General features: G+C 71.3%; 19 protein-coding genes. 11 read left to right on the forward strand and 8 right to left on the reverse strand.

The window, feature by feature from the left end:
- Positions 1-1,506: AfsR/SARP family transcriptional regulator (locus IEY86_RS33495; RefSeq protein WP_373287130.1), on the reverse strand; the 1,506-nt coding region annotated here is incomplete at its 3' end.
- Between the two features lie 302 nt (positions 1,507-1,808).
- Between IEY86_RS33495 and IEY86_RS33500 the strand changes: the two genes are divergently transcribed.
- Both IEY86_RS33500 and IEY86_RS33505 read left to right on the forward strand, forming a co-directional pair.
- Positions 1,809-2,498, forward strand: a complete 690-nt coding sequence (locus IEY86_RS33500) for an AMP-binding protein (RefSeq protein ID WP_189135679.1) — start codon at positions 1,809-1,811, stop codon at positions 2,496-2,498.
- Positions 2,499-2,674: 176 nt separating this feature from the next.
- Positions 2,675-3,904: an amidohydrolase family protein gene (locus IEY86_RS33505; protein WP_189135680.1), complete on the forward strand. Its 1,230-nt coding sequence runs from the start codon at positions 2,675-2,677 to the stop codon at positions 3,902-3,904.
- Here IEY86_RS33505 and IEY86_RS33510 read toward each other — a convergent pair.
- Entirely contained in the window at positions 3,864-4,646 is a 783-nt protein-coding gene (locus IEY86_RS33510; protein WP_189135681.1) for a hypothetical protein, read from the reverse strand. The two genes, IEY86_RS33505 and IEY86_RS33510, sit on opposite strands and share 41 nt — an antisense overlap.
- A 348-nt stretch (positions 4,647-4,994) precedes the next feature.
- On the opposite strand from IEY86_RS33510, the gene IEY86_RS33515 reads away from it, so the two are divergent.
- The 4 genes from IEY86_RS33515 to IEY86_RS33530 all read left to right on the forward strand — a co-directional run bounded on the left by IEY86_RS33515 (position 4,995) and on the right by IEY86_RS33530 (position 9,952).
- A complete protein-coding gene (locus IEY86_RS33515) occupies positions 4,995-5,990 on the forward strand; it encodes a TIGR03619 family F420-dependent LLM class oxidoreductase (RefSeq protein ID WP_189135682.1) in 996 nt (331 codons plus the stop codon).
- A gap of 36 nt (positions 5,991-6,026) precedes the next feature.
- A complete protein-coding gene (locus IEY86_RS33520) occupies positions 6,027-6,818 on the forward strand; it encodes an SDR family NAD(P)-dependent oxidoreductase (RefSeq protein WP_189135683.1) in 792 nt (263 codons plus the stop codon).
- Between the two features lie 104 nt (positions 6,819-6,922).
- Positions 6,923-8,047 (forward strand): LLM class flavin-dependent oxidoreductase, encoded by a 1,125-nt coding sequence (locus IEY86_RS33525; RefSeq protein ID WP_189135684.1) that lies wholly within the window; start codon positions 6,923-6,925, stop codon positions 8,045-8,047.
- 174 nt (positions 8,048-8,221) lie between these two features.
- On the forward strand, positions 8,222-9,952 hold the full coding sequence (locus IEY86_RS33530) for an N-acyl-D-amino-acid deacylase family protein (protein WP_189135685.1): 1,731 nt from the start codon (positions 8,222-8,224) through the stop codon (positions 9,950-9,952).
- 121 nt (positions 9,953-10,073) lie between these two features.
- Here the strand turns inward: IEY86_RS33530 and IEY86_RS33535 are convergent, their stop codons facing one another.
- Positions 10,074-11,525, reverse strand: a complete 1,452-nt coding sequence (locus IEY86_RS33535; protein WP_189135686.1) for a CehA/McbA family metallohydrolase — start codon at positions 11,523-11,525, stop codon at positions 10,074-10,076.
- Between the two features lie 350 nt (positions 11,526-11,875).
- On the opposite strand from IEY86_RS33535, the gene IEY86_RS33540 reads away from it, so the two are divergent.
- From IEY86_RS33540 to IEY86_RS33550, 3 genes are all read left to right on the forward strand, one after another.
- A complete protein-coding gene (locus tag IEY86_RS33540) occupies positions 11,876-12,700 on the forward strand; it encodes an LLM class F420-dependent oxidoreductase (protein WP_189135687.1) in 825 nt (274 codons plus the stop codon).
- Between the two features lie 158 nt (positions 12,701-12,858).
- Positions 12,859-15,471: a bifunctional FO biosynthesis protein CofGH gene (locus IEY86_RS33545; RefSeq protein WP_189135688.1), complete on the forward strand. Its 2,613-nt coding sequence runs from the start codon at positions 12,859-12,861 to the stop codon at positions 15,469-15,471.
- 64 nt (positions 15,472-15,535) lie between these two features.
- A complete protein-coding gene (locus tag IEY86_RS33550; RefSeq protein WP_189135689.1) occupies positions 15,536-16,651 on the forward strand; it encodes an ADP-ribosylglycohydrolase family protein in 1,116 nt (371 codons plus the stop codon).
- Positions 16,652-16,740: 89 nt separating this feature from the next.
- Here IEY86_RS33550 and IEY86_RS33555 read toward each other — a convergent pair whose 3' ends face one another.
- Positions 16,741-18,417 carry a sodium:solute symporter family protein gene (locus IEY86_RS33555; RefSeq protein ID WP_189135690.1) on the reverse strand — a complete coding sequence of 559 codons (1,677 nt, stop codon included), beginning with the start codon at positions 18,415-18,417 and terminating at the stop codon, positions 16,741-16,743.
- 357 nt (positions 18,418-18,774) lie between these two features.
- Positions 18,775-19,557, reverse strand: a complete 783-nt coding sequence (locus IEY86_RS33560) for an SDR family oxidoreductase (RefSeq protein WP_189135691.1) — start codon at positions 19,555-19,557, stop codon at positions 18,775-18,777.
- A 99-nt stretch (positions 19,558-19,656) separates the two neighbouring features.
- Here IEY86_RS33560 and IEY86_RS33565 point away from each other — a divergent pair, with 99 nt between their 5' ends.
- Positions 19,657-20,514, forward strand: coding sequence for a hypothetical protein (locus IEY86_RS33565; RefSeq protein WP_189135692.1), 858 nt, complete (start codon positions 19,657-19,659; stop codon positions 20,512-20,514).
- Between the two features lie 230 nt (positions 20,515-20,744).
- Here the strand turns inward: IEY86_RS33565 and IEY86_RS33570 are convergent, their stop codons facing one another.
- From IEY86_RS33570 to IEY86_RS33580, 3 genes are all read right to left on the reverse strand, one after another.
- A complete protein-coding gene (locus tag IEY86_RS33570) occupies positions 20,745-20,957 on the reverse strand; it encodes a DUF397 domain-containing protein (RefSeq protein ID WP_189135693.1) in 213 nt (70 codons plus the stop codon).
- The gene (locus tag IEY86_RS33575) at positions 20,954-21,811 is read right to left on the reverse strand and encodes a helix-turn-helix domain-containing protein (RefSeq protein ID WP_189135694.1); all 858 of its coding nucleotides are present in this window, start codon (positions 21,809-21,811) and stop codon (positions 20,954-20,956) included. The genes IEY86_RS33570 and IEY86_RS33575 overlap by 4 nt, the downstream gene beginning before the upstream one ends.
- A gap of 240 nt (positions 21,812-22,051) precedes the next feature.
- Positions 22,052-22,777, reverse strand: coding sequence for a GOLPH3/VPS74 family protein (locus IEY86_RS33580; protein WP_189135695.1), 726 nt, complete (start codon positions 22,775-22,777; stop codon positions 22,052-22,054).
- Positions 22,778-23,022: 245 nt separating this feature from the next.
- Between IEY86_RS33580 and IEY86_RS33585 the strand changes: the two genes are divergently transcribed.
- On the forward strand, positions 23,023-23,939 hold a 917-nt coding region (locus tag IEY86_RS33585), incomplete at its 3' end, for a hypothetical protein (RefSeq protein ID WP_189135696.1).

A 23,939-nucleotide genomic window follows, 5' to 3' on the forward strand; every position in this document is an offset into this window, starting at 1 on the left:
GGTGGTTCCAACTGGCCGTACCCGAGCTCGAACGTCGCGGTGACGGCCAGTTCGCCCACCCGCAGCTCGTCCAGCCGCCGCCGCTCGTCGGCCAGCTTCTTCGCCAGGACCGAGACCGTCCAGGTGCGCCGGGTGGCCAGGCGCGAGGCGGCGATCCGGATGGCCAGCGGCAGGAAGCCGCACGCCGCCACCACGTCCATGGCAACGTCCCGTTCCGCTCCGACCCGCTCCTGCCCGACGATCCGGGTGAACAGGGTCAGCGCCTCCTCCGGGCTCATCACATCCAGGTCCACCAGGTGGGCGCCGGCCAGGTCCACCATCCTGGTNCGCCAGCACCCGCCGCCCGGCGAGCATGGAGCGGTAGAGCGCGGACCGCTCCTCCAGGCCCTCGGGGATCGCGGAGTCCGGGGTGCCCAGCGCCCGAAGGAACGAGCCCAGCACCGCCTCCGGCTCGGCCGGGCGCGGCCCCTGCCCCAGCAGGTCGACGTACAACTGCCCGTCGGGGAAGTACTCGCAGGCGGCGTGCGCGACATGCACGGCCAGCGTGGTCTTGCCGACACCGCCGATACCAGCCACCGCGGAGACCGCCATGACCCGGCCCTCCGCGCTCGACAACTGCTCGCTCAACTCCTCCACGAACGCCTTGCGGCCGGTGAAGTCGGCCACCGTCGCCGGAAGCTGGGCCGGGCGGACGCTCTGGTGCTCCTCCGCACCCGGCGGCGCGGGCGGCGCCGCGTACACCGCGGGCGTCAGCGCGGGGTCCGCCTGCAGCACCCTGCGGTACAACTCCGCCAGCTCCGGGCCCGGGTCGACACCGAGTTCCTCGGCGAGCAGGCGCCGGGTGTCGGCGTAGACGCCCAGCGCCTCGGCCTGCCGCCCGCCCCGGTACAGCGCCAGCATGAGCAGGGCACGCAGCCGCTCGCGCAGCGGGTACTCGGCGGACAGCGCGGTCAGCTCCGAGACCGCCTCGGCATGGCCGCCGAGCTCCAGATCCAGCTCCAGACGGCACTCCAGCAGCGCCAGCCGCCAGTCCGCCAGCCTCGAGCGCTGCGCCTCGGCGTAGGGGCCGGGGACACCCGCGAGCGGCTCGCCCTCCCACAGCGCCAGGGCCTGCCGCAGTAACTCCCGTGCCCGGCCCGGCTCACCGGTGGCACGGACCTTCTCGGCCTCGACGGCCAGCTTCTGGCAAGCGCTCAGGTCCAGGGCGGCGGGCGAGATCTTGACGACATATCCGCCCGAGTCGGAGACCAGGACGTCCGGGCCCAGGGCCTTGCGCAGACGGAAGGCGTAGGTGCGCAGAGCGGCCAGGGCCTTGCCCGGAGTCTCCTCGCCCCATACGGCGTCGAGGAGTTCATTGGCCGTCGCCGTCCGGCCCTCGCGCAGCAACAGGGCGGCCAGGACCGCTTTCTGCTGCGGCGAACCCGTGTCCAGCGGCTTGTCCCCGCGCCGAGCCCGCACTGGTCCCAGCACGGCGAACCGCAGGTCCGAGGCCGTATCGCGTGTCATGGCTGTCCCCGTTTCCGGGCCTTGCCGACGCCCGGGCGCCGACGCGGAAATGTCTCGTCTATTAATCGTTCATCGCCTGCCGGGACAGTAGGACCCGGACTTCCTCCCCGCTCCGCTCTCTTGCACATGCCTGTCGGCACGCGCTGTCGACTCCGACAAGTGCACGTGCCTCGAACCCGCCTGTCAACGGGGTTTGAGCCCGCTCCGAGGGTACGCCCTGAGGGCCGCGGCGCGCTTCACCGCACCGTCAATCAGGACCCGCCATTCACCCGTCCACCGTCACGAAAGAACTGGCCGAATCGATGCACCCGCTCACTGTCGCCCCCCCACCAGCCCCCGGCCCGGGCCGCACCCTGGGCGCTCTCCTCAGCCGCCGCGCGGACGCCCGCCCGGACGCCCGACCCTACCCGGACCTGGGGATCACCTACGCGGAACTGCGCCTGCGGGCGCGATCGGTGGCCGCGTACCTGGGGTCCGTGACGCCTCCGGGGAGCAGGGTGCTACTGGCCTATCCGGCGGGGGAGGGGTTCGCGGTCGCGCTCTTCGGGTGCGTCATGGCTGGAATGGTCGCGGTGCCCGTGCCGTTGACCGAGGCTGTCGGGGTCGCTCAGGTGGAGCGCGCCGCCGTTTCGTGCGCCCCTCGTGTGCTACTGACCACGCCTGGGTGTGCGTACGAGGTGGGGTGCCTCGGCGGTGTGCGGGTCGTGGTGGCCGACGGCGCTCATGTGGACGGCGAGTCGATGGCCGGGCTCGCCGAGCGGTGGCGTCCCGTCGGGGTGATGCCGAGCTCACCGGCGTACTTGCGCCATGTGCCGGAGGGGCGCGGCGAGGCGGAGTTCACGCACGAGGACATCCTGGTCACCCTTCTCATGCTGGCGCGCACCGCCCGGCTGGGCCTGGACGAGCGGCACTTGGGCTGGCTGGCGGACGTGCACGGGCTCGAGCCGGGGTGGCGGGTGCTCCTGCCCGTGTACCGGGGGGACGGCGGCTGACGGGCGCGAGGGGAACGGCTGCCGAGGGGCGGAGGGGTACGGCGGCCGAGGGCACGAGGGGAACGGCGGCCGAGGGGCGCAAGGGGAACGGAAGCCGAGCCTGGCGGCGCCGGGGCGGCCCCTGTGCGGCTCGCAGTTAGCTGACGAATCATCAGATCGGCGCTACCGTTGACTCCATGGAGAGCTTCCCGGAGATCATCTCGGTGGACGATCACACGGTCGAGCCGGCCGGTGTCTGGCAGGACCGGCTCCCGTCGAAGTACCACGGCACCGCGCCCCGCGTCGTCCGTGCCCGGCTGAAGGAGATGACCTTCGTCGGCGGCCGGTTCGCACCGAAGATGGGCGGTCCCGGCGACGGTGGACCGCTCGCGGACTGGTGGGTGTACGAGGATTTGCACCGCCCGCTCACCCGACTGGACACGGCGGTCGGCTACTCCAGGGACGAGGTGCGCCTGGAGGCCATCACCTACGAGCAGATGCGCCCCGGCTCGTACTCCGTCCCCGAGCGCCTGGCGGACATGGACCTCAACCATGTCCAGTCGGCGCTGTGCTTCCCCACCTTCCCGCGCTTTTGCGGGCAGACCTTCACCGAGGCCAAGGACCACGACCTCGGGCTGCTCTGCCTGCGCGCGTACAACGACTGGATGGTCGAGGAGTGGTGCGGCCCGCAGGCGCGCGGGCGGATGATCCCGCTGACGCTCATACCCCTGTGGGACGCCGAGCTGGCCGCGGCCGAGGTCCGCCGCAACGCCGACCGGGGGGTGCGCGCGGTCTGCTTCAGCGAGATCCCGCCCAACCTCGGCCTGCCCTCGATCCACACCGACTTCTGGGACCCGTTCCTGCGCGCCTGCGACGACACCGGAACCGTGGTCGCCATGCACATCGGGTCCTCCTCCCGTATGCCCTCGACCTCGGCGGACGCGCCCCCGGCGGTCGGCTCCACGATCACCTTCGCCAACTGCTGCTTCTCGATGGTCGACTGGCTGATGTCGGGGAAGTTCGACCGCTTCCCCCACCTCAAGGTGATGTACGCCGAGGGCCAGATCGGCTGGATTCCCTACATCCTCGAGCGGGCGGACGTGGTGTGGGAGGACAACCGCGCCTGGGGAGGAGTCGCCGACAAAGTGCTCCGGCCGCCGTCGGAGCTGTTCGCCGAGCATGTCTACGGCTGTTTCTTCGACGACCCCCACGGCCTGCGCAACCTCGACGCGATCGGCGTGGCCAACGTCCTGTACGAGACGGACTACCCGCACTCGGACTCGACCTGGCCGAAGTCGAAGGAGGTCGGGCAGGCCCAGATGGGTCATCTGGCCCAGGAGGACGTCGAGAGGATCGTGCGCGGCAACGCGATCGACCTGCTGGACCTCACACCGGACGGCCTGTGGAAGGGCTGGTCGCAGGGGTGACCGCGGGGCGGCCGACCTGGGCCGCCGCCGTCGCCAGGGCCAGTGTCCGGTTCCAGCGTGCGGTCAGGGGCTGGTCGAACGCGGCGAGCAGGGCGCCGACGGCGGTCGCGGCCAGGTGCTCCCAGCCGGCGAGGTTGGGCTTGAGGGCGACCTCGACGATCATCGCGCCCGTGATGGCGACGACGAGCAGGCGTGAGCGCCAGCGCCAGGCGATGAACACCGCCAGGGCGACGACCGCCGCCGAGGGGCCGGTGTCACGGGTGAACGTGTCGTGCCAGGGGAGGCCGCCAGGTGCTTCGGGACCGAGCCGGATGGCTATCCGGGCATAGGTGGTCCCCGCCGCGGTGGCGGCGAGGGCCACCATGATCGTCCTGGTCCGCCCCAGGGTGAGCTCGGCCAGGCCGAAGACGACGAGCACCTGGGCCATGGCGCCCCAGGCCGGGAGGTCGAGGGCGGGCACGAACAGTGACACCGGGGTGCGCAGCAGTGCCTTCTCCAGCGGCAGGGCCGCCCGGACGACGCCCAGTCTCTCGACCGCCCAGCCGCCCGCCGCCGTGTGCTGCACCACGGAGAACAGCAGGATCAGTGCGACACAGCTCCAGGCCAGCGGCATCCCGCGCAGGCCCCCGGCCGCCCAGGCCGAGCGCAAGCCGTCGCGCAGCCTTCGCCACTCCTCGCGAGGCACCTGCGGCGCGGCACGGGTCGCAACGGCCTGCGGCGCCTCACGGAGGGTGAGGGACATCTGGTCGCTCCCGTCTGTCGTGGTGCCGTGATCCGGTTGCCGTGATGCGGTTGCCGTGATCCGGCTTTCTCGGCTCCTTTCCCAGGCTATTGAGGAGATTTCGGTCATGCGTGGCGCCCGAGGAGGAATCGGCGATCATCCGCGAGAGGGAGCGGACCCCGGGGGCGCCCCCACCCTTCGGCTGACCCACCCCCTACTTCCGGCCCCTCCGCGTCAGGCCTCCTCCACCTCCGGCTCCCTCCCCTCCGGCGCCCCTGCCGCATTCCGGCATCGCGTCCATCCCGCGCCCCGCGGTTGCCCCGGCCCGCCTGCCGCGGGCTCTTGTCTGACGGTCCATCAGATACGAGGATGGCGGAGACGCGCCGACCGGCGCCGCCGCCGACCGAGGAGGTCCCCGTGGTGCGGATCCTGCCGCCGGAGCGCCTCGTGTACGGCATGCAGCTCCCGGTCCAGTCGCAGAGCACGATCTACGCCGAGCCATGGGAGGCCGAGGCCGGTCCGGCGCAGCTCGCCAGGATCGCGACCGCCGCCGACCGGCTCGGCTTCCACTACGTGGCCGTCTGCGACCATGTGGCGATCCCCCGCCGCCTCGCCGCCGCCATGGGCACCACGTGGTACGACCCGGTGGCGACGCTGGCGTGGCTGGCGGCGCTGACCGAGAAGGTCAGGCTGCTGAGCCATGTGGCCGTGGCCGGGCTGCGGCACCCTCTGGTCACCGCCAAGCAGTACGCCACCTTGGACCGGCTCAGCGAGGGGCGGCTGATCCTCGGGGTCGGCGCGGGTCATGTTCGGGAGGAGTTCGAGGCCCTGGCCGTGGACTTCGCGGCCCGCGGGCGCGTCCTGGACGAGGTGGTCGACGCGCTGGACGCGGCGCTCACCGAGGAGTTCCCCGAGTTCGAGGGCGAGCGGTTCTCGTTCCGGGACCTGGGGCAGCGGCCGCGCCCCGCACAGGATCCCCGCCCGCCGATCTGGGTGGGCGGCTCGTCACCGGCGGCGGTGCGCAGGGCCGCGCTCAAGGGCGACGGGTGGCTGCCGCAGGGCGATCCGCGCGGGGCGCTGCCCGAGCAGATCGCGCGGCTGAGGCGGTTGCGGGAGGAGCACGGGATCGCCGAGCCGCTCGATGTGGGCGCGATCACGGAGCCGTTGTACGTGGGCGACCCCGGGTGGCACGTCGGCCGGCGCACCCTGAGTGGTGAGCCGGCGCGGCTCGCCGAGTCCCTGCGCGAGTACCGGGCGATGGGCGTGGGCCAGATCCAGGTCCGCTTCCGCAGCCGTTCGTGCGAGGAACTGCTGGATCAGATGCGCGCGTTCGCCACCGACGTGGCGCCGCATCTCCATGACTGAAGCGCTGGGCAACGCACACCACACGCGGGAGTGGCCATGGGCAAGCTGGACGGACGGGTCGTGCTGATCACCGGCGCCGCACGCGGTCAGGGCGAGCAGGAGGCGCGGCTGTTCGCGGCGGAGGGCGCGAACGTCGTCCTCGCCGATGTGCTGGACGAGGCGGGGGAGCGGCTGGCGGAGGAGCTCGGGCAGGAGCGGGCCCGGTATGTGCGGCTCGATGTGAGCCGCGAGGACGACTGGGCGCGCGGGGTGGAGTTCGCCCATGAGGCGTTCGGCGGGCTCGACGGGCTGGTCAACAACGCCGGGATCCTGCGGTTCAACGCCCTGGTCCACACCCCGCTGGAGGAGTACCTGGCGGTGGTCGGCGTCAATCAGGTCGGGGCGTTCCTCGGTATGCGCGCCGCCGCCCCCGCGATCGAGGCCGCGGGCGGCGGCACCATCGTCAACACCTCCTCGGCCTCCGCCCTGACCGGTATGCCGTTCGTGACCGCCTACGCCGCCACCAAGGCGGCGGTCGTCGGGATGACGCGGGTGGCCGCGCTGGAACTGGCCCCGAAGGGGATCCGGGTCAACGCGGTGTGCCCCGGCGGCGTCGACACCCCCATGACGAACCCGGAGGCGGCCACCGGGGCGCTGCCGGTCGACGCCTCCGCCGCGGCGGAGGCCAACAGCGCCTTCTACGCCAAGCACATACCGCTCGGCCGTATCGGGCGGCCGGGCGAGGTGGCCCGGCTCGCCCTGTTCCTCAGCTGCGACGACTCCTCCTACATCACGGGGCAGCCGGTGCTCATCGACGGCGGCTGGCTCGCCGGGGTCCAGCTTTTCTGACGCATCATCAGATAAATATTGACGCCGCACGCGGGCGGTGCCAGGGTGAGCTGTCTGACGATGCGTCAGATAGCCTTCGTCGTGGCATGAGGGACGGTGAACCCTTGGAATTCGGGATCTTCGTACAGGGATACGTGCCCAAGAGCCGGTCGCAGGCCGACCCCGAGGCAGAGCACAAGGCGCTGATGGAGGAGACCGAGTACGTCGTCCAGGCGGACCGGTCGGGGTTCAAGTACGCCTGGGTGACCGAGCACCACTTCCTCGAGGAGTACTCGCACCTGTCCGCCAACGACGTCTACCTCGGCTACCTCGCCCACGCCACCGAGCGCCTCCACATCGGCTCGGGGATCTTCAACCCGCTGCCCCAGGTGAACCACCCCGTCAAGGTCGCCGAGCGCGTCGCGATGCTCGACCACCTCTCCGCAGGGCGGTTCGAGTTCGGCACCGGCCGGGGAGCGGGCAGCCACGAGATCCTGGGCTTCCTGCCGGGCATCGAGGACATGAACGAGACGAAGCAGATCTGGGAGGAGACCATCGCGGAGTTCCCCAAGATGTGGCTCCAGGACACCTACGAGGGGTTCAGCGGCACGTACTGGTCACTGCCTCCGCGCAAGATCCTGCCGAAGCCGTACGGGCACTCGCACCCGGCCATGTGGTACGCGGCGGGCAGCCCCTCGTCGTACGCCATGGCCGCGCGCAAGGGCCTCGGCGTGCTGGGCTTCTCGGTGCAGAAGGTCTCCGACATGGAGTGGGTCGTCGACTCGTACAAGACCGCGGTCCGCGACGCCGAGCCCGTGGGCGCCTACGTCAACGACAACGTGATGGTCACCTCCACGGCGATCTGCGCCGAGACCTCCGAGAAGGCCCGGCGGATCGCGGCGTCCGGCGGCCTGAACTACCTCCAGTCGCTGCTGTTCCGCTACCACGACACCTTCCCCCGGCCCGAGGGCATCCCCGCGTGGCCGCAGCTGCTGCCCGAGTACACCGAGGAGATCATCGACCTGATGATCTCCGAGGAGCTGATGATCTGCGGCGACCCCGACGAGGTGACCGCCCAGTGCAAGCGCTGGGACGCGGCGGGCGCCGACCAGCTCGTCTTCGGGCTGCCGATCGGGATCTCCTACGAGGACACGATGAACACGGTCGAGCTCATCGGCGAGCACGTCATCCCCGAGATAGACACCGACCCGGTGCACCGGACCACCCGTCTGCGGGCGGCGGCGGGCTGACGGGGCCGACGAGCCGGGCGGCGGCTTCCCGGCCCGCCGCCCTCGCCCCGGCCGGTTCCGTACGGCGGCGGCCCGCCGCACGGAACCGGCCGGGGCCACCGGCGCAACGAGCGCACCGGCGGACACCGCGCACAGCGCACAGCGGACAGCGAGCGCACAGGAGGGGACAGGGGCATGCTCGACCACGTGATCAAGGGCGCCACCGTGGTGGACGGCACGGGCGCGGACGCCTTCACCGCCGATGTCGGGCTGCGGGGCGGCAGGATCGCCGCCATCGCCCCCGCGGGCGGTGTCGAGGAGAGCGCGCGCTCCAGCGAGGACGCCCACGGCCTCGTCCTCGCCCCCGGGTTCGTCGACCCGCACACCCACTACGACGCCCAGCTGTTCTGGGACCCGTTCGCCACCCCCTCCATGAACCACGGCGTCACCACCGTCGCGGGCGGCAACTGCGGCTTCACCCTCGCCCCGCTCAAGCCCGAGGACGCGGACTACACCCGGCGCATGATGTGCAAGGTCGAGGGCATGTCGCTCAAGGCCCTCGAGGACGGTGTGCCCTGGAACTGGAGCACCTTCGGCGAGTACCTGGACGCGCTCGACGGCCGGATCGCCGTCAACGCGGGCTTCATGGTCGGCCACTGCGCCCTGCGGCGGCACGTCATGGGCCCGGACGCCGTCGGCGGGCAGCCGGGCCCCGGACAACTCGACGCCATGCTCGCCCTGTTCCACGCCTCCATGGACGCCGGCGGCTGGGGGCTGTCCACCACCCAGTCCTCCACCCACTCCGACGGGGACGGGCAGCCCGTGGCATCGCGCCACGCCCGCCGCGGTGAGCTGCTCGCCCTCTCCCGCGCCGTCGGCGAGCACGAGGGAACGCAGATCGAGGCCATCGTCGCCGGATGCCTGGACCGGTTCGACGACGACGAGATCGACCTGTTCGCGGACATGAGCGCCGCCGCGTGCCGCCCCCTGAACTGGAATGTGCTCACCATCGACGCCGCCGTGCCGCAACGCGTCCCGCGCCAGCTCTCGGCGAGCGGGCGGGCGCGCAAGGCGGGCGGGCGCGTCGTCGCCCTCACCATGCCGATCCTCACCCCGATGAATATGTCCCTGGGCACGTTCTGCGCCCTCAACCTCATCCCCGGCTGGGGCGACATCCTCGCCCTCCCCGTCCCCGAGCGCATCGCCCGCCTGCGCGACCCCGACGTCCGCGCCGAGATGCTGCGCCGCGCCGGCAGCCCCGAGGCCGGCGTCTTCCGGCGGCTGGCGAACTTCGGCCGCTACGTCATCGGCGACACCTACTCGGCGGCCAACGAGGGCATGAGCGGCCGCGTCGTCCGCGACATCGCCGCCGAACGGGGCCAGGAGTCCTTCGAGACCCTGGTCCAGATCTGCGCCAACGACGACCTGCGCACGGTCCTGTGGCCGATGCCGACCGACAACGACCCCGACAGCTGGGAACTGCGCCGCAGGACGTGGGAGCACGAGGACGTCATGCTCGGCGGCTCCGACGCGGGCGCCCATCTGGACCGGATGTGCGGAGCGCCCTACACCACCCGCTTCATCGGGGACTGCCTGCGCCGAAGGAAGCTGGTGAGCCTGGAACAGGCGGTGCGGATGCTCACCGACGACCCCGCGCGCCTGTTCGGGCTGCGCGGACGGGGGCGGATCGCCGAGGGCTACCACGCCGACCTGGTCCTGTTCGACCCCGAACGCGTCGACGCGGGCCCGGCCACCCTCGTCCACGACCTGCCCGGAGAAAGCCCCCGCCTGGACGCCCGCGCCGAGGGCATCGTGAGCGTGCGGGTCAACGGCACGGAGACCATCCGCGAGGACCGGATCACCGGTGCGGTCCCCGGCACGGTCCTCCGCTCGGGCCGTGACACCCGGACGGTGGCGACGGCATAGGCCCCGCGTGCCTCAAGGAGGGGCGTCCCGGGACAGGTGCGGCTTCCGCGGCCGCTCGAAGGCGGTCGGTGGCGCCGGTCGCCCCCGTCGTTCGGTCATGACGGCCGTTCGGGGCCCGCTGTCATCGGCCGCCCAGGAAGACGGGGTTGGTCATCGCCACCATGGGCCCCGGCAGGCCCGAGGCGCCTCCGTCCGCGGGTGGGCGGCGGACCTCGGCCCGGACGTAGGCCGAGCAGGACGCCGTGGTCCGCCAGGTGGCCGTGCCCGAGCCGGAGGCTCCCAGCGCGGTCTGGGAGAGCTGGCCCTCGTCGGTCATGAAGCGGACCAGGGCGCCCGCGGGGGCGCCGGAGACGTCGAGGCGGACCGTGACCGGGTCCGAGGGGCGGACGCGGAGGCGGCCGCCGATGCCGGCGTGCACGCCCCTGCCGCCCGCCGCCGAGAAGCCGAGGTCGACCGAGGAGGACTCGGCGATCCAGCTGCGGCCGGCTCGGATACCGGCCAGCAGGGCGTGCCGCTCCAGATCGTCGGCGAGCACGACGGTCTGCGGAAGGCCGACCACCTGCGGCTCGCGGTGGGCATCACTGTTGCCCATCGCCGGGATCCAGTCGTCGCCCCTCCGGACCGAGCGCACCAGCATCGCGTCCCATTCGCCCAGCGACAGCTCGTCGTCGACCGTCCACGGGCCGTTCCACACCTCGACGGCGTCGGCGCCGTCGTAGCCGAACTTCCACTGGCAGGCGACGAACGGGCAGTAGGGATGCGCGGGCACGACCAGGCCGCCCGCCCGGTGGATCAGCCGGGCATGGCGGGAGTACTGGCCGTCCCGGGCCCGGTAGCGCCAGTCGATCCACTCGCCGGGGTCGGTGCCCAGAGCGAGGTAGTGGCCGTTGCGGGTGGTGATCTCCTCGCCGGTGAGGATCAGCAGGTCGGGGCCGGCGTGGTCGCCCAGGACACCGTGGGAGGAGGTGGTGTTGTGCTCGGTGGAGACGATGAAGTCCAGCTCGGCGGCACGCGCGGCGGCCACGAGCTCGGGCACGGTCCGCCTGCCGTCGGAGTACACGGTGTGCAGGTGGCAGTCGCCCCGGTACCAGGCGCGCCCGCGGCCCCTGGCCCGCTGCGGCGGGTAGTTCGGGGTGAACGCCGGTCCGGGTTCGCCGTACCGCAGGGTGATCTCGACCCGGTAGTCCATCCCCTGGGGCGCCACTGTGTAGGGGCCGAGGACGATGTGCCAGACACCGGGGTCGACCGGTCCCGGCAGATAGCCGGGGGTGGCCTCGCTCGCGCTGATCGCGAACTGCGTCCGGAAACCGCCCGACCAGCCGCGGAACCCCTCGCTCCCGAGCTCGTGGCCGCGCTGGTCGAAGACGCCGATGTCGCACGCGTTGCCGACGGTGCCCTGCGGGACCTGGGGCTTGTCGTACGTGTACGAGACGGCGATCTCGCGCACCCCGGCCGGTACCCGCACCGGAAGGTGGACGAAATCGGCGGCACCGGTGTCGAGATGGCCGGTGACGACCTCGGTCTCGTCGGCCTGCCCGGCCGCGTGGGCGAATTCCACGGTCGACACGGACATCGACAGGGGCATCGCGGTGGCGGCGCCCGCGGCAATGGACGTCCGGAGCAGCCGCCGCCTTCCAACGGCGCTGTCGGACAATGTGTCTGACGGACTATCGGGAACTGTGGCGCTCATGGCCCTCCCTCGTGTCGGCACTGTTCTACCGCCGCTCGAAGTACCGGACAATGAGCCTCCGGATGAACACAGGTGAATTCGCGCCGACACGCGGTCGGGCGCGATCCGAAGAACGCCGTAGTCGGCTGAACAGGCCGTACCGGCACAAGACGCCGTACCGGCACAAGACGCCGTACCGGCGGTCGGCGCCGGCACCGGCGGCCAGTGGACGGACGAACAGGCGGAGGCCCATCGTGCGGATCGGGACCACGATCTTCCTTACGGACGAGACCATCACCCCCACCAGGCTCGCCCGCGAGCTCGAACAGCGAGGCTTCCACTCCCTCTACCTCCCGGAGCACACCCACATCCCGGCGAGCCGTGAGTCGCCCTACCCGCCCGGCGGGGACCTGCCGCGCGAGTACACCCGCACCCTCGACCCGTTCACCGCCCTGGCCTGCGCGGCAGCGGTCACCGAACGGCTGCACCTCGGCACCGGAATCGCCCTGCTCGCCCAGCACGACCCGATCGTGCTCGCCAAGCAGGTCGCGACCCTCGACCACCTCTGCGGCGGCCGCTTCACCCTCGGTGCCGGATACGGATGGAACAGGGAGGAGGCCGCGGGCCACGGGGTGGTGTGGGCCAGGCGCCGGGACGCGGTCCGCGACAAGGTGGCCGTGATGCGCGCCCTGTGGGCGCCGGAACCCACCGCGTACAAGGGCGAGTTCGCCTCGGTCGAGCCCAGCCTGGCCCATCCCAAGCCCGCCACCGCGCCCCGCACCCTCATCGGCGGCGGCGCCGGGCCGCTGCTGTTCTCGCACATCGCCGAATGGGCCGACGGGTGGCTGCCCATCGGCGGGGGCGGTCTGACCGAGCAGATGCCCAAGCTGCGCCGGGTGTGGGAGGACGCGGGACGCGACCCGGCCGCGCTCCACGTCGTGCCGTTCGCGGTCCTGCCCAACCCCGGCAAGCTCGACCACTACCGCGGACTCGGCGTCGAGGAGGTCGTCCTCCAGCTCCCGCCGGGCGGCATCGACGAGGTGCTGCGGACGTTGGACGAGTACGCGCGGCACCTCTAGGCGCTACGGAGCGCTCAGGCGACACGTACGTCCCGGCGGCGAGGCGGGGACAGGGACGGGATCACGGGCGCCACCTGGTGGAATGGCAGGTGGCGCCCGCGCCGTTGCGTATATGCGCGCTTATGCTCGAACGGTTGCACCGCCGAGGGGACACATCTATGACCAGCACCGCCCTGCCGCGCCCGACTGAGCCCACACCCACCGCGAACGGCATGCGCCGGGCGCTGCGCCGGGCCCGTGACGGCGTGACCCTCGACGTCGCCGAGGCGGCGGTGCTCCTCCAGGCCGCCGGTGAGGACCTCGTGGACCTGTGCGCCAGTGCCGCCCGGGTACGGGACGCCGGTCTCGATGCCGCGGGCCGCCCGGGTGTGATCACATACTCGCGCAAGGTGTTCATCCCGTTGACCCGGCTGTGCCGGGACCGCTGCCACTACTGCACGTTTGTGACCGTGCCGGGAAAGCTCAAGCGCGACGGCCACGGCATGTTCCTCTCGCCCGACGAGGTGCTGGAGATCGCCCGGCAGGGCGCGGCGCTCGGCTGCAAGGAGGCGCTGTTCACGCTCGGCGACCGGCCCGAGGACCGGTGGCCCGAGGCACGTGAGTGGCTGGACGCGCACGGCTACGACGACACCCTCGCCTATGTGCGGGCCATGGCGATCCGGGTTCTGGAGGAGACCGGCCTGCTGCCGCACCTCAACCCCGGTGTCATGTCGTGGACCGACCTCCAGCGGCTCAAGCCCGTCGCCCCCTCGATGGGGATGATGCTGGAGACGACCGCCACCCGGCTGTGGTCGGAGCCCGGCGGGCCGCACCACGGTTCGCCGGACAAGGACCCGGCGGTCCGGCTGCGGGTGCTCGAGGACGCCGGCCGCTCCAACGTCCCGTTCACCACCGGCATCCTGATCGGCATCGGCGAGACCTTCACCGAGCGCGCCGAGTCGCTCTTCGCCATCCGCAGGGTCGCCCGGCAGTACCACGGCATCCAGGAAGTCATCGTGCAGAACTTCCGGGCCAAGCCCGGCACCGCGATGCGCTCCATGCCCGACGCCGAACTCGAGGAGCTGGCCGCCGCCATCGCCGTCGGGCGCCTGCTGCTCGGCCCGAGCGCCCGGGTCCAGGCCCCGCCCAACCTCGTGGACACCGAGTACGCCCTGATGATCCGCGCGGGCATCGACGACTGGGGCGGGGTCTCCCCGCTCACCCCCGACCACGTCAACCCCGAACGGCCCTGGCCGCACATCGACGAACTGGCGCGGCGCACCGCCGAGTCGGGCTTCGAGCTGCGCGAGCGGCTGACCGTCTACCCCGAGTACGTCCAGCACGGCGAGCCGTGGCTGGACCCTCGCGTCATGCCGCACGTCGCCGCGCTCGCCGACCCGGGCAGCGGGCTCGCCGTGGAGGGCCGCACCCCCGTCGGGCGGCCGTGGCAGGAGCCCGACGCGGCCTTCACCTCCTCCGGCCGCACCGATCTGCACACCGCCGTCGACCGCGAGGGCCGCACCTGCGACCGGCGCGAGGACTTCGAGGACGTCTACGGGGACTGGGAGGTGCTGCGCGAGCAGGCCGCCTCCGGAGCCGTTCCCGACCGCCTCGACGCGGATGTGCGCTCCGCGCTCGCCACCGCCGCGGACGACCCGGCCGAGCTGTCCGACGCCGAGGCACTGGCGCTTCTGCACGCCGACGGCCCGGCACTCGACGCGCTGTGCCGGATCGCCGACGACGTCCGCCGCGACACCGTGGGCGAGACGGTGACGTACTGCGTCACCCGCAATATCAACTTCACCAATGTCTGCTACACCGGCTGCCGCTTCTGCGCCTTCGCCCAGCGCCGCACGGACGCCGACGCCTACACCCTCTCCCTGGAGCAGGTCGCCGACCGCGCAGAGCAGGCGTGGGACGTCGGGGCGACCGAGGTCTGCATGCAGGGCGGTATCCACCCCGACCTGCCCGGCACCGCCTACTTCGACATCGCGAAGGCGGTCAAGGAACGGGTCCCGGGCATGCATGTGCACGCCTTCTCCCCGATGGAGGTCGTCAACGGGGCCACCAGGACCGGGCTCTCCATCCGGGACTGGCTGGCCGCCGCCGCGGAAGCGGGCCTCGACACCATCCCGGGCACCGCGGCCGAGATCCTCGACGACGACGTGCGCTGGATCCTCACCAAGGGCAAACTGCCGACCGCCACCTGGGTCGAGGTCGTCACCGAGGCGCACCGCCTCGGCATCCGCTCCTCGTCCACGATGATGTACGGGCATGTGGACCAGCCGCACCACTGGCTGGGACATCTGAGGCTGCTCGCCCGGATCCAGGAGTCCGCGTTCGAGGCGGGCGTCGAGGGCTTCACGGAGTTCGTGACGCTGCCGTTCGTGCACACCAACGCCCCCGTCTACCTCGCCGGTATCGCCCGACCGGGACCGACCACCCGCGACAACCGGGCCGTCACCGCCATGGCCCGCCTGCTCCTGCACGGGCGCATCCCCAATATCCAGACCAGCTGGGTCAAGCTGGGCACGGAGGGCGCCGCCGACATGCTGCGCTCCGGCGCCAACGACCTCGGTGGCACGCTGATGGAAGAGACCATCTCCCGGATGGCGGGCTCCTCCTACGGCTCCTACCGCTCCCTCCACGAGCTCGAGGCCATCGCCGCCGCTGCGGGCCGCCCGTCCCGGCAGCGCACCACCACCTACGGCGAGGTCTGCCAGGAGCGGCGGGCGGCGGCGCTCGCCTCGGACGGGCATCTGCCCGAACTCCTTCCGGTGCTGGAGAAGTAGCGCCCCCGACGGTCGATTACGCTGCTGCGGGCACCCGTGGAGCCAGAAGGAGAACGGGAACGCGATGGCATTGTGGGGACGCGCACAGCAGCAGGACTTCCGCGGCAGGGTGCGGGGATGCCTGCTGGGCGGTGCGATGGGGGACGCGCTGGGAGCGGCCGTCGAGTTCGACTCCCTGGGCGCCATCCGGAGCACCTACGGGGCGGCCGGGGTCGTCGATCTCATCCCCGCCTTCGGACGTCGAGGGGCGGTCACGGACGACACGCAGATGACCCTGTTCACCTGCGAGGGCCTGATACGGGCGCAGGTGCGCAAGGACACCGGCGTCTGGCACCCGCCGACGGATGTGCACCGCGCGCATCTGCGATGGGCGGCCACACAGAACGACTGGGGGCCCGACGAGCGGGAGGCGGACACCGGCTGGCTGGCCCGTGAGGAGTGGCTGTACTCGCGCCGCGCCCCCGGCAAAGCCTGCCTGTCCGGGCTCGCCGACTCCCGGATGGGCACCCTGGACAACCCCAAGAACCCCGGCTCCAAGGGGTGCGGGACGGTGATGCGTTCGGCCCCGTTCGGCCTGCTGGTCGGCTGGGACGCGGGGCTGGTCTTCCAACTCGCCGTGGAGTGCGCGGTGCACACGCACGGCCATCCGACGGGCTATCTGTCGGCCGGCGCCTTCGCCGTCATCGTCCATGCGCTGGCCCAGGGGGCGGTGCTGGAGGACGCGGTGCACCGGGCGCTGGACCTGCTGGCCGGACGCGACGGGAACGAGGAGACGACGGAGGCCCTGAAGGGGGCGCTGGGCGCCGTACGGCAGGGACTTCCGGGGCCGGAGCGGGTGGAGGCCCTGGGAGCGGGCTGGACCGCCGAGGAGGCGCTGGCCATCGGTGTCTACTGCGCGCTGGTGGCCGAGGACGTCCGGCACGGGCTCCTGCTGGCGGTCAACCACTCCGGGGACAGCGACTCCACCGGCTCCATCTGCGGCAATCTGCTGGGCACCCTGCACGGCGAGACGGCGCTGCCGCCGAACTGGGTCGCCGAGATCGAGGGGCGGGGAACGATCCTTCAGCTCGCCGACGACTTCGCCATGGAGATGACGCAGTCCACGGCGCTGCACGGACCGGCGGTGGAGGCCTCGGAGATGGACGGCGGCCCCTGGCTGGAGCGCTACCCGCAGAGTTGAGACGCGAAACGGCGCCCGCCCCCGTCGCGGTGACGGGAACGAGCGCCGGTCGGCTGTTCCGGGAGGAGCCCGTCTCGTAGGTGCCGGCGTCAGTCCGTCGCGCCCGCCGTGGACTTGCCCGCCTCCACGGGTGAGGCGGCGGGTGAGGCGGCGGGCGAGTCGTCGGGTGAGGCGGTTTCAACGGAGGTGCCGGTGGCGGTCACCGTGTCCGCGGCGGTGAGCGGCTGCGCCGCAGCGGCCGCGGCGGCCTGCGGCACCAGGGCGGCGGCCGAGGCGGTGCCCTCGCCGTCATCGTCGTCGTTGATCTTGTCCAGCACGGCGTTGCGCTCGGGTGTCTCCTCGGAGTGGAGCCAACCGAGGAGGGTGTAGAGGACGAGCGAGGTGCTCAGCGGGGTCACGATCTGGATCTGCGTGGAGACGCCGTCCATGCCGTAGTTCACCAGCCAGAAGGCGAACAGGCCGCAGGCCCACGAGACCAGAGCGGCCACCGGCCCGGACCGCCGCCACCAGCGCAGCAGGCCGAGCATGAACGGGATCGCGATCGGGCCCATGAGTCCGGCGACCCACTTGATCACGATGGTGATGATGTCCTTGAACGCGGGCGAGTTGACCTGGGTGGCCACCGACATGGACAGCGCCAGGAACCCAAGGGTGGTCCAGCGGGCCGCGATCAGCCCCGCGCGCTGCGACCAGCCACGGGCCTTGGCCGAGACGGCCGGCGCGATGTCGCGGGTGAAGACGGCCGCGATGGCGTTGGCGTCGGAGGAGCACATGGCCATGGTGTGGGAGAAGAAGCCGACGATGACCAGGCCGAGCAGGCCGTGCGGCAGCAACTGCTCCGTGAGCAGGGCGTAGGAGTCGGAGGCGTCCGGCTTCCGGGCCTTGACCAGCAGGGGGGCGACCCACATCGGGAAGAACAGCACCAGCGGCCAGAACGCCCACAGCAGCGACGACAGCCTCGCCGACCGCGTGGCCTCACGGGCGCTGCCGGTGGCCATGTAGCGCTGGGCCTGGTTCCACATGCCGCCGTTGTACTCGAACGTCTTGATGAACAGGTACGCCAGCAGGAAGGTCAGCGTGAACGGGCCTGTGGTGGGGTGAGTGTGGTTGGCCGGCAGGTCGTCCCAGACGGTCCACAGCCCGGAGAAGCCGCCGATCTCGCCCAGGACGGCGACGAACATCGCGATGCCCGCGCACAACTGGATGATGAACTGGCCGAGCTCGGTGAGCGCGTCCGCCCACAGGCCGCCGACCGTGCAGTAGACGGCGGTGACGGCACCGGTGATGAGGATGCCCTGGTTGAGCGAGACACCGGTGAAGACGGAGAGCAGGGTGGCGATGGCGGCCCATTTGGCGCCCACGTCCACGATCTTCAGCAGCACACCGGACCAGGCGAGTGCCTGCTGGGTGGGCAGGTTGTAGCGGGCCTTGAGGTATTCGAGGGGCGAGGCGACATGCAGCCTGGACCGCAGCCGGTTCAGGCGCGGGGCGAAGGCCTTGGCGCCGATCGCGATCCCCACCGCGATCGGGAAGGACCAGGTGACGTAGCTGGTGATGCCGTACTGGTAGGCGATGCCCGCGTAGCCGGTGAACATCACCGCGCTGTAGCCGGACATGTGGTGGGAGATGCCCGAGAGCCACCACGGCATCCTGCCGCCCGCGGTGAAGTAGTCGCCGACGGTGTCCACCCGCTTGTGGGACCAGACACCGATGAGCACCATCACGCCGAAATAACTGATCAGCACTGTCCAGTCGAGACTGTTCATGCCCCCTCCAGGGGTCCTCATAAGTCCGCGGTGGTCTCCTGCGTGCGCTTCGCGGGGACTGCCGGGACTGCTGGGGACTGCCGGGGATTGAACCCCGCCCCGAAGGCACGGTCAAGAACCTGAACAGGATTACGGCCATGACGGCCTGTCAAATGCTCGCAATATAGGGCGAATAGAACTGTTCTGTTCGCCTACATGAATGAGATTTACCGTCCGGAACAATTTTGCGCGCTCTTGACCTTCGGACGCATTGCTGACGACGTGACGGAGCGCACACCATGAACGAGCGCTTCGCGAGGGCTTGTCGAGAAGGGGGAACGACCGGGAGGCAGTGGGGAGTCGAGCGGCCGGCGGGCCTCAGCGCATGATCTCGCCCGCGTTCACCAGCAGCGACTGGCCGGTGATGGCGCGCGCCCGGTCCGAGGTGAGGAAGAGGGCGGCCTGCGCCACATCGGCGTCCGTCGCCAGTTCCGGCAGCGCCATGCGTCCGGTCAGCTCGCGCAGCACCCTCTCCCGAGGCACCCCGTCGCGCTCGGCCGCGAACCGTACGTACCCCTGGACCGGCGGGCCCCACATCCATCCGGGCAGCACGGTGTTCACCCGGATCCGGTGCGGCCCCAACTCCCGTGCCAGTGAGTACATGGCGGAGGCCAGTGCCCCCTTGGACGCCGCGTACGCCGCCTGGCTCACCTGGGTGGGCGCCGCCACCGACGACTGCGTCCCTATGAACACGACGGCGCCGCCGCGCTCCTTCAGCGCGGGCAGGCACGCCCGGGTCATCCGCAGCGTGCCGAGGAGGTTGACGTCGACCACGCGCTGCCACGCGGTGAAGTCGGCGTCCTCGAGCCCACCGAAGTGGGTGTCGAACGCGGCCACGTTCACCACCGCGTCGATCCGCCCGAACCGCTCGACGGCGAGCCCCGCCAGCGCCTCGCACTGCGCCTCGTCGGTGATGTCGGTCGCCCGCCACGCGGTCCGCTCGCCGGACGGGTCGACCTCGGCCGCCGTCCTGGCGAGGTTCTCGGGGGTGCGGGCGCCGAGCACCGCGTCGGCTCCGTCCCGTACGGCCGCAGCCGCCACCTGATGCCCGAGCCCGGTCCCCACACCGGAGACCACCACGGTCTTGCCGGCGAGCAGCATGGCCACCTCCGCGTTCGCCCGTACCCTGGCGCCGTAGCTGACGATGCGTCAGAGTAGGCCGGGTGTGGCGAGGATGGAAGGGAAGGGGAGGGGCCGCCCATGGAAGCCGACGACACCAGCGGCGAGGCCTATGCCCGACTGGCCTCCACCGGACCGTACGGGGTGAGGGTGGGACACGCGCTCATCACCATGGTCGAGCCCCGTCCGGGCCATGAGTACGCCTACAACCGCTGGTACGAGGACGACCACTTCATCGCCGGGGCCATGGCCATGCCCTGGATGTTCGCCGGCCGTCGGTGGGTCGCCACCCGTGAACTCCAGCTCCTGCGCTACCCCGAGAAGTCGGCGGTGGCCCAACCGGTCACCAGCGGCTGCTACATCAGCGTGTACTGGCTCGTCGCCGGGCGCTACGACGACCATATGAAGTGGACCGTCGCCATCAACAAGCGCCTCAATCGCGACGCCCGCGTCTACCACGACCGCACCCATGTCTTCACGGCCTTCCAGGACCACACCGCCACCGTCTACCGGGACGGCGCCGCGGGGCCCCGCGACTTCCACGCCCTCGACCATCCCTATGCCGGGCTGGTGGTCGAGGTGGTGGACGCGCACACGCCGGAGCAGCGGCCCGAACTCCTCGAATGGCTCTGCGCCAGGCACCTTCCGCGGCGGCTGCACGGCTCGCCCGCGTCGATGGTGACGGTCTTCCGGCCCACGCCGCTCCCGCTGGACCGCATGTCGTACGTCAAGCAGGTGGAGGGAGTCGGCACCCGGCTGACCCTGCTGTGGTTCCTCCAGCGCGAGCCCCGAGAGGTCTGGGCGGAGCACTTCACCGGCCTCGACGAGGAGGTGGAGGCGAGCGGGCTGGGCCGGGTCGAACTGGTCGCCCCGTTCATTCCGACCGTCCCGGGTACGGACACCTATGTGGATCAGCTGCGTTCAGCGGCCGGGACATGAGGTGGCCCGCCGCATGAGGTGGCCGAGGGCGCGCACAGCACCGAGCCCCCTCGACCGGGGAGGACTGGACGTCCGATCGAAGGGACTCGGGAACGGTGCGGCATTTTCCGACCGATCTTCAGCGATCGATCCTTACCGGTCGATCCCTACCGACCGATCATTGTCGGCCGGTCATCGTCGGCCGGTCATCGTCGGCCGGTCATTGTCGGCCGGTCCTTCCAGGCGGATCCTTACCGGCCGGTGTCGAACGCCCCGGCGCCGATCCCCGCGACGAACGAGGTCCAGGCCTCGGAAGAGAACGACAGGGACGGGCCCGACGGGTCCTTGGAGTCTCGCACCGCGACGACGGAGGAGTCAGGGGCGGCGAATTCCACGCACTGCCCATTGCCGCCGCTGTAGCTGCTCTTGCGCCACTCCAGGGGGGCGGTGATCTTCGTGTTCATTCGGAATACTCCTTAGCCACTTCTGCTATCCGCACCCGACTCTGTTCCGGGCCCAGTGCCTCTGCCCTCAGGTGCTCGTACATAACGGTATAGAGGCGCACGTCGCTCTCCCGCTCCAAGTAGAGGTCGCTTGTCACTCCTTCGAGGTAAACGACATCGCAATCGGTGCTCTCGGGAAACTTCATGATGGAGAATGCCCCCGACATGCCGGGGTGCGCTCCCACGGAGAACGGGATCACCTGGACGGTCACGTGCGGCAGAGTGCTCAACTCCGCCAGATGCTCGAGTTGTTCACGCATGATGTGGGCATTGCCGACCACGCGGTGCAGAGCCCCCTCGTCCAGCACGGCCCAGAAGCGGACGGCCTGTTCCGGATCGTGGATGCGGTCCTGGCGGCGCAGCCGCACCTCCACCCGCTTGTCGACCTCCGCCGCGGTGGCCTCGGGCTGCATCCCGGTGACCACCTCCTGGGCGTAGTCACGGGTCTGGAGCAGGCCCGGGATCAGCAGCGACTCGTAGTTGCGGATCGATTCGGCCTCGGCCTCCAGGCCGATGTAGACGCTGTACGGGATGTCGCCGAACGCGTGCCACCAGCCCCGCTGCCGCGACTCCTTGGCCATGACCATGAGGGAGTCGACCATCCGGTCGTCGTCCACGCCGTAGACTTGGCACAGATCGCGGACATCGCGCTGGCTGATGCTGCGGCGGCCGTTCTCCAGGCGGCTGATCTTCGACTGGGAGACCAGTAGCCGGGTCGCGACCTCCTCCGCCGTCATGCCCTTGGCTTCCCGGAGCTTGCGCAGCTCCGAGCCCAACCGGCGTCGCCTGACGGTGGGGTTGACGTTGGCGGCCACGTGAAGTCCACCTCCGGTGGAAGGTTTTTCCGGGTGCTCGCCCGCTGGTCATGAGCGTGCCACTCCCGATCACTGTTCGTCCCGCAAACGCCACTATGCGCGAGGTTCCGCGCTTTACGCGAGGAATGCGGACATGCCTGAGGGACGGTGAACCGGAGAGTAGTACTCCGGTTCACCGTCCCTCGTCGGCGGCTCCCGTTCGTGTCTTGTACGGACGGTACTGACGACGACCGGCGATGTTCAGCGTGCTCCGGCCCGGGCCATTCCGTGGGACGCGCCGGCGGCGGCCCTGGCCGGGTTGGTGGTCGCGCCCCTGGTGGCCGGTTGGCGGCGTGGCGCGGCCGCGACCCCGTTCTGGACGTCCATCACCGCGTGCGCGACGAGTCCGCCCATGGGGTCGTAGCGGATCAGGTCCCTCAGCCGGGAACGCGAGGACCTGCCCTCGTTGCCCGGGTAGAGGTGCTTGCCGAGGCCGACCGCGTGGGCCAGCGCGGCGAGCGCCGCGGTCCGGGGGTCCGGTGGGACACCCGTGCGGATCGCTGTGTCCACTCGCAACCTGATCTCGCGGCTCGAGGCGTCCTCGGACGCCTGATAGCGAGTCGTGGGCAGCACCCCGCACATCTGGCCCGGCACGGCATGGACCATGCCGCATCGCTCCAGGTGTGCCAGGTACGTCTGGCGCAACCCCAGCCGGGGTCCGCCTATCCAGTGCACCGCGCGTACCGGGCTGCCCCGGCGGCGCAGCAGTTCCAATGCGGTGTCCAGAGTCGGATCACCGGTCGGCCGTGGCAGCACCACGGCGATACGATCCCCGTCCGGGGCTATCCGTCCGGCCAGCGCGAGCTCCACTAGCTGCGCTCCGGCCAGACCAAGGTCCAGCGACTGCGGCTGTGCCGTGGTACCCGTTGCCGGGTCCAAAGCCAGCAGCAGAAGCTCTTCCGGAAGTGTTCTGCGGCTCCTGCCCATCCATGCCTCCCCGCGTGGATGAACCACAGGGTGACGCCTCTCACACTCTGCTGTCGAGAGCGCCTCGGTGGGATGGGCGGGAACCGGTAGGTATGTCGTTGTCGTCTACCCAGCGACGGCGGCGTTCGGCGGGTCTTCCGGCCGACGGGTCGGGCCCCGGTTATATGTGGATCTTTGGGGATAAAAGTGACAACGGGGTGTGACGGGCAGTCCTCCCCGCGACAGGCGCGTCGTAGGAGGTTTTGGTGTTGAGCGAGTCCCCCGGCAGTTCGGAACGCGAGGAGTCGTCGGGGGAGAGCTCCGCAGACCGGACGCAGGATCCCCGCCTCGCCGTCTTCCGCCGCGAAGAAGTCGAGATCGACGCGGCTCCCTCGGCGACAGTGCGGTTGAAGACGCTCGCGCCGAAGTCGAACGGCGGTGGAGGCACGAAAAAAGCCGGCGGCGGGACGTCCGTGGACGGGTCGGCGTCGAAGAACACGGCGGAGCGCGGGGACGCGGCGGACGACGAGCCCATCATCATTACGGCGGCTGACGTACTCGAGATAGACGGCGGCGAGGAGCCGGCTCGTGCCGGTGTCGTAGCCGAGGAGTCCGCCGAAGCGGCGGAATCGGGCGCTGAGGCGACGCGGGGCGTCGAGCCCGGCAAGGGGCGGGGCGCGGAGGCGGAGGCCGGGAGAGGGGCCCCTGAGGCCGGGGAAGAGGCTTCCGAAGCGGAGGGCGAGGCCCCGGATCGGGATGCCGAGCCGAGGGACGCGGTGCCGGGGGCCGTTGAGCCGGGGAAGGCTGAGCCGAAGGACGCTGTCCCCCCGACCGCTGAGCCGAAGGACGCTGTGCCTGCGGGCACTGGGCGTGAGGGTGCTGAGCGCCCGGGCGCCGGGCATGGGGACGCCGGGCATGGGGACGCTCGGCGCGCGGGCGCGGTTGGGGACGTCGAGGGTAAGGGCTCCTCCCGCAGTGAGCGGAGTGAGAAGTCCGGGACGGAGCCGGGGCCGAACGCGTACAACGAGTCCGACTCGCCATCGGCCGCAGAGCCCGACCTCGGGAAGCAGCCCGAGCGCGCGGCGGGGGCCACGACCAACCTGAAGCCGGTGGCAGGGCGGGGGGCGCAGGCCGCGCCCGAGGGCGGGTCTTCGGCGGGGGAGAAGCCCGTCGCCGGGCCGGG

Origin of the sequence: Wenjunlia tyrosinilytica, assembly GCF_014646055.1 — a bacterium.
GTDB lineage: Bacteria > Actinomycetota > Actinomycetes > Streptomycetales > Streptomycetaceae > Wenjunlia > Wenjunlia tyrosinilytica.

What these genes read in the sequence shown, in the direction of transcription:
- IEY86_RS33500 (WP_189135679.1), top strand. Translation starts at nt 1,809, where the DNA reads ATGCACCCGCTCACTGTCGCCCCCCCACCAGCCCCCGGCCCGGGCCGC.
- IEY86_RS33505 (WP_189135680.1), top strand. Translation starts at nt 2,675, where the DNA reads ATGGAGAGCTTCCCGGAGATCATCTCGGTGGACGATCACACGGTCGAG.
- IEY86_RS33510 (WP_189135681.1), bottom strand. Translation starts at nt 4,646, where the DNA reads ATGTCCCTCACCCTCCGTGAGGCGCCGCAGGCCGTTGCGACCCGTGCC.
- IEY86_RS33515 (WP_189135682.1), top strand. Translation starts at nt 4,995, where the DNA reads ATGGCGGAGACGCGCCGACCGGCGCCGCCGCCGACCGAGGAGGTCCCC.
- IEY86_RS33520 (WP_189135683.1), top strand. Translation starts at nt 6,027, where the DNA reads ATGGGCAAGCTGGACGGACGGGTCGTGCTGATCACCGGCGCCGCACGC.
- IEY86_RS33530 (WP_189135685.1), top strand. Translation starts at nt 8,222, where the DNA reads ATGCTCGACCACGTGATCAAGGGCGCCACCGTGGTGGACGGCACGGGC.
- IEY86_RS33535 (WP_189135686.1), bottom strand. Translation starts at nt 11,525, where the DNA reads ATGTCCGTGTCGACCGTGGAATTCGCCCACGCGGCCGGGCAGGCCGAC.
- IEY86_RS33545 (WP_189135688.1), top strand. Translation starts at nt 12,859, where the DNA reads ATGACCAGCACCGCCCTGCCGCGCCCGACTGAGCCCACACCCACCGCG.
- IEY86_RS33550 (WP_189135689.1), top strand. Translation starts at nt 15,536, where the DNA reads ATGGCATTGTGGGGACGCGCACAGCAGCAGGACTTCCGCGGCAGGGTG.
- IEY86_RS33555 (WP_189135690.1), bottom strand. Translation starts at nt 18,417, where the DNA reads ATGAACAGTCTCGACTGGACAGTGCTGATCAGTTATTTCGGCGTGATG.
- IEY86_RS33560 (WP_189135691.1), bottom strand. Translation starts at nt 19,557, where the DNA reads ATGCTGCTCGCCGGCAAGACCGTGGTGGTCTCCGGTGTGGGGACCGGG.
- IEY86_RS33565 (WP_189135692.1), top strand. Translation starts at nt 19,657, where the DNA reads ATGGAAGCCGACGACACCAGCGGCGAGGCCTATGCCCGACTGGCCTCC.
- IEY86_RS33570 (WP_189135693.1), bottom strand. Translation starts at nt 20,957, where the DNA reads ATGAACACGAAGATCACCGCCCCCCTGGAGTGGCGCAAGAGCAGCTAC.
- IEY86_RS33580 (WP_189135695.1), bottom strand. Translation starts at nt 22,777, where the DNA reads ATGGGCAGGAGCCGCAGAACACTTCCGGAAGAGCTTCTGCTGCTGGCT.